This is a genomic window from Waterburya agarophytonicola KI4 (assembly GCF_020640915.1).
Taxonomy (GTDB): Bacteria; Cyanobacteriota; Cyanobacteriia; order Cyanobacteriales; family Xenococcaceae; genus Waterburya; species Waterburya agarophytonicola.
The window spans coordinates 1-3,509 of the sequence record NZ_JADWDC010000135.1; the positions used below are offsets into that span (position 1 = coordinate 1).

Sequence of the window (3,509 nt, forward strand, 5' to 3'; positions counted from 1 at the left end):
AGTAGTCAACAATCTTCTAAATGAAGGAGGTTTAACTATCAATTGGAGTAAAAAAATAAAAAATAAAGGTGATTTAGTTAATGCAATGTAAATACGTCTAAGCTTATGGCTTTAGTCGTATCTAGTTAAGAGGAAATGAAGCAGAAATCTAACAACGTGAGTGTTAGAATCTCCCGTTAAACCGCTTGTCGGTTAACGGTGAGAGTCGTCAACTCGATATATTGGAGATTGAATTGGAATTACCAAGCGATCGCCATATTCGTGAAGTGATGGAAGTTGAGGCACAGAGACAGGGATTAAACATCGATAAATCTCGTCTGGCAGAACTTCAACCATTGGCAGGTAGAAATCCAATGTTAGCTCGGAAAATCATCAAGAATGAAAAACTGGGGCTGAAGCAGGATAAACCCGAACATACGAACTACGTGGTCATCATGCCCATAATTATTGCTGCACTGATGGCTTTTGGCATTGTGCGATTTATCGGTATGGGAACTGGTAATAAGGGACTGTATATTACAGGTGGTGTTTGTCTGGTGACGGGTATGGCACTGAAGCAGTTAGGTAGTGTGAAGGGTGCGAGGAAAAGGTTAGGTCAATGATTAAGATGTAGGTAGTATAGATAGAGTGAAGAAGCGTAGGTGTAGTCTACAACCCAAAACTTAAGCTATATAAGACATTAACAAGTGTCGCACCGCAGCGATCGCATCAATTGCAGCAGTTTCGTTGGGGGTATGGTATTCCGTAGAAGGAATTTGCAAAGTTGTTCCATTAATCTCGCCGTTGCTAGCTGTCACCAGTCGTCCTAACTCAGTTCGACCGAGAGAATAAGATGTTCCCCGTTCTTTGTTTTGTGCTTTTATATAAGCATCCTTATAAGAATAAGAAAATCCCATTGCTTGACACTTGTGTTCTAGTTCTGTAGTTAGTTCCCTCGCAAAAAAACCATTAGCATCCCGACGACGCAAAACAACTTGCTGTATTTCGGCTGCTTCGCGATCGGGATAAGGACTGGTATCTAAAACAATTAGACGCTGGGTAGTTAGTTGTTGACGTTGAAACCAACTCATAGCGTAACGCCAACTTTTTCCTGCTTCTTCTTGGGCGGTAAATAGGGCTGTACCTTCAAAACCAAGTCTGAATAGATGAATTATCATAGCTGCACTAATCGCGTTATCTATTTGAGCAGAAATACAGCCATTTTCTATTTTGAGGCGGTCTAGAAAAGAAATTGGTGTACCAGGCTGCACAAAATCTAAACCGTCTAATTCAAAGATTAAATTGTTTCTTGTAGGACAAATATAAGAATTGATAATGTGTGCCTGACCTAAATAAGTTCCCGTGTAGGGTAGATGTGCTTGTACTGCTTGTCCGACAAAGCGATTTTCAATCGTGTGCATCATCTGTTCGGAAACAGAATCTCCCGTCAAATCTCCGCGATTGCTAGCAATAAAAGCTGCATATTGAAATTCGTTTGCTCCCGTACACAACAAGCCGTGGCGATCAATATGTGCCGAGAGAATAAGATCGTGGGGTTTACTTCCTTGTGCTACTAGAACACCGTAATAATATTCAACCTTTACTCCAATTTCTTCTAATTCTCGACTCAAGACACGGAAAAAAGAATCTTCGCAACCAACTACAGAGGGTTCGCGAATCAGCAGCCGTAAAATATTAAAAAAGTCATTTAATTCCGAATAGTTGGTGACAGCTTGCTTAGTTTGATGTCGATTTTCTGTGACGGTCGAGGTATAAGTTTTCATTGCAACGAATAGCAGTTACGTATATAGAAAAAACTAAAGCTATCGTTTCTACAGTAAAACTCTACTTATTTAATTTTCTGTGCTGTTCGATACTAGAAGCGTTAATAACTTTTTTGTTAATTACTTTTCTTAATAGATAAGGTACTAAAGTGACCCGACTAACTGACGATCGCTCTACCAAAATCCAGACTGGTAAAGTAACTCCACCCTTTACCACCGATGTTAGCTATAACTCATTGTGCGATCGCACTCTCTGGAACATCTTTAATCTTGGGAACAGCAGCACCTTTACCCTTGGGTTTGGCTATTCTCGGCTCACAGCTTCCCGACATCGACACCACCACTAGCACCAAGTGCCGATGGCAAGTATTTGATTATTGGTAATGAAGGCAAGGAGTTTATCGTAAGTAATGGTAAGGGAGTTTATAAGACTGGAGAACAGATAATTACTAGCAAAGTTACTACGGTCGTAAAGGAAGCTGCCACTACTGAGATTAAGAATCTTAGTTTTAATGATGAAGATGCGATCGCTACTCTTGAAGAACTACAGCAAACTTATCCTGATGCTGACATATTTCTTAATGGTGAACTGACGGTAGATTTTCCTGAAGATGTGAAGATAGCGACCGAGCCGAATCAAATGGCTACGGCTGAGTTAGTGGGGAATAGGATTAAGTTTGAGTATTGTAATTTGGAACGGGCGATCGCACTTTTGAGAGAACAGTATGCGGTAGGTACGATAGAAATTAAAATAGTACAGCCAAGAGCGAAGTATCATATCTAGAATTTTATGCAATTTGAAACATCTAGAAACATAACAACATCTGAGTTTCGCGATATATTAATACGTTCGACTTTAGGTGAAAGAAGACCAATTGAAAACTTCAGAACACTGGAAGCCATGATTAAAAATGCCGATCTTGTATGTACGGCATGGGACAATGACAAATTAGTTGGTATTGCAAGATCGGTTACAGATTTTGAATATTGCTGCTATTTATCAGATTTAGCAGTTGATGTTACATATCAAAATCGTGGCGTTGGAAAACAATTGATTGAACTAACAAAGCAGCAATTAGGTGATAATACCACTTTGATCTTGTTATCAGCCCCCAAAGCTGTAGAATATTATCCTAAAATAGGCTTTAATCCTCATAATTCAGCATGGACAATCAAATCTAGAGAGCCATTAACTCCCTAAAAAGATTAACAATTGCTCCTCAATCGCGATCGCCCGTCTCCGAACTCAAATTACACCCAAACCCCAACCCAATAGACTAAGACAGAAACAGATGACCAAACTTTGTGAACTGTGATGAAGCGAACGTACAAACTATTGGGCTACTTACTTTTAGGCATTGGGGTTTATGCTTTCCTCAATGCCAACAATACCGATCTACAGGCAAACTCAACAGTCACCCAAGAACAAACCACCTATAAACGCAATCGTCACACCATCACCCTCGTATTAATCCAACTATCGGACTTGAAGGTAGAAGAAGGACAGAGAATTAATGTCGGAGATATCATCAGCGATCGCACTACTGAAAAGACCAAACTAGAAGCCAAAAAGCAGCGATTAACATCCTCTCTCAACCGCGCAAAATTACCCCTGAGAGAACTAAAATCCGTCCCAGTACCCAAGTTTCAATCAGAACTGGCAGCACTCAAACAGGCTCAATTTAATTTAGATTCCTGACGGGGAGACAACCTTTACAATTCAGATATGACAAAGGATTCAGAGAG

At 40.1% G+C, this 3,509-nt stretch carries 6 protein-coding genes; 5 read left to right on the plus strand and 1 reads right to left on the minus strand.

From position 1 onward, the window contains the following. Nucleotides 1–185: 185 nt before the first annotated feature. Nucleotides 186–602, plus strand: coding sequence for a hypothetical protein (locus I4641_RS23435; RefSeq protein WP_229643000.1), 417 nt, complete (start codon nucleotides 186–188; stop codon nucleotides 600–602). A 60-nt stretch (nucleotides 603–662) separates the two neighbouring features. Here I4641_RS23435 and I4641_RS23440 read toward each other — a convergent pair whose 3' ends face one another. Then, nucleotides 663–1,763, minus strand: a complete 1,101-nt coding sequence (locus I4641_RS23440) for a peptidase M42 (protein ID WP_229643001.1) — start codon at nucleotides 1,761–1,763, stop codon at nucleotides 663–665. Nucleotides 1,764–1,982: 219 nt separating this feature from the next. Here I4641_RS23440 and I4641_RS23445 point away from each other — a divergent pair, with 219 nt between their 5' ends. The 4 genes from I4641_RS23445 (at nucleotide 1,983) to I4641_RS23460 (ending at nucleotide 3,462) form a co-directional block, all read left to right on the plus strand. Then, a complete protein-coding gene (locus tag I4641_RS23445; protein ID WP_229643002.1) occupies nucleotides 1,983–2,147 on the plus strand; it encodes a metal-dependent hydrolase in 165 nt (54 codons plus the stop codon). After that, nucleotides 2,134–2,547 (plus strand): hypothetical protein, encoded by a 414-nt coding sequence (locus I4641_RS23450; protein ID WP_229643003.1) that lies wholly within the window; start codon nucleotides 2,134–2,136, stop codon nucleotides 2,545–2,547. The genes I4641_RS23445 and I4641_RS23450 overlap by 14 nt, the downstream gene beginning before the upstream one ends. 6 nt (nucleotides 2,548–2,553) lie before the next feature. Continuing rightward, complete coding sequence (locus I4641_RS23455) at nucleotides 2,554–2,964, plus strand: GNAT family N-acetyltransferase (protein WP_229643004.1); 411 nt, start codon at nucleotides 2,554–2,556, stop codon at nucleotides 2,962–2,964. A gap of 114 nt (nucleotides 2,965–3,078) precedes the next feature. Continuing rightward, entirely contained in the window at nucleotides 3,079–3,462 is a 384-nt protein-coding gene (locus tag I4641_RS23460) for a hypothetical protein (RefSeq protein WP_229643005.1), read from the plus strand. The last annotated feature ends 47 nt before the right edge of the window (nucleotides 3,463–3,509 follow it).

Excerpts from the sequence above, each read along its gene's own strand:
- I4641_RS23460 (WP_229643005.1), top strand. The coding sequence starts at position 3,079 with ATGAAGCGAACGTACAAACTATTGGGCTACTTACTTTTAGGCATTGGG.
- I4641_RS23455 (WP_229643004.1), top strand. The coding sequence starts at position 2,554 with ATGCAATTTGAAACATCTAGAAACATAACAACATCTGAGTTTCGCGAT.
- I4641_RS23440 (WP_229643001.1), bottom strand. The coding sequence starts at position 1,763 with ATGAAAACTTATACCTCGACCGTCACAGAAAATCGACATCAAACTAAG.
- I4641_RS23445 (WP_229643002.1), top strand. The coding sequence starts at position 1,983 with ATGTTAGCTATAACTCATTGTGCGATCGCACTCTCTGGAACATCTTTA.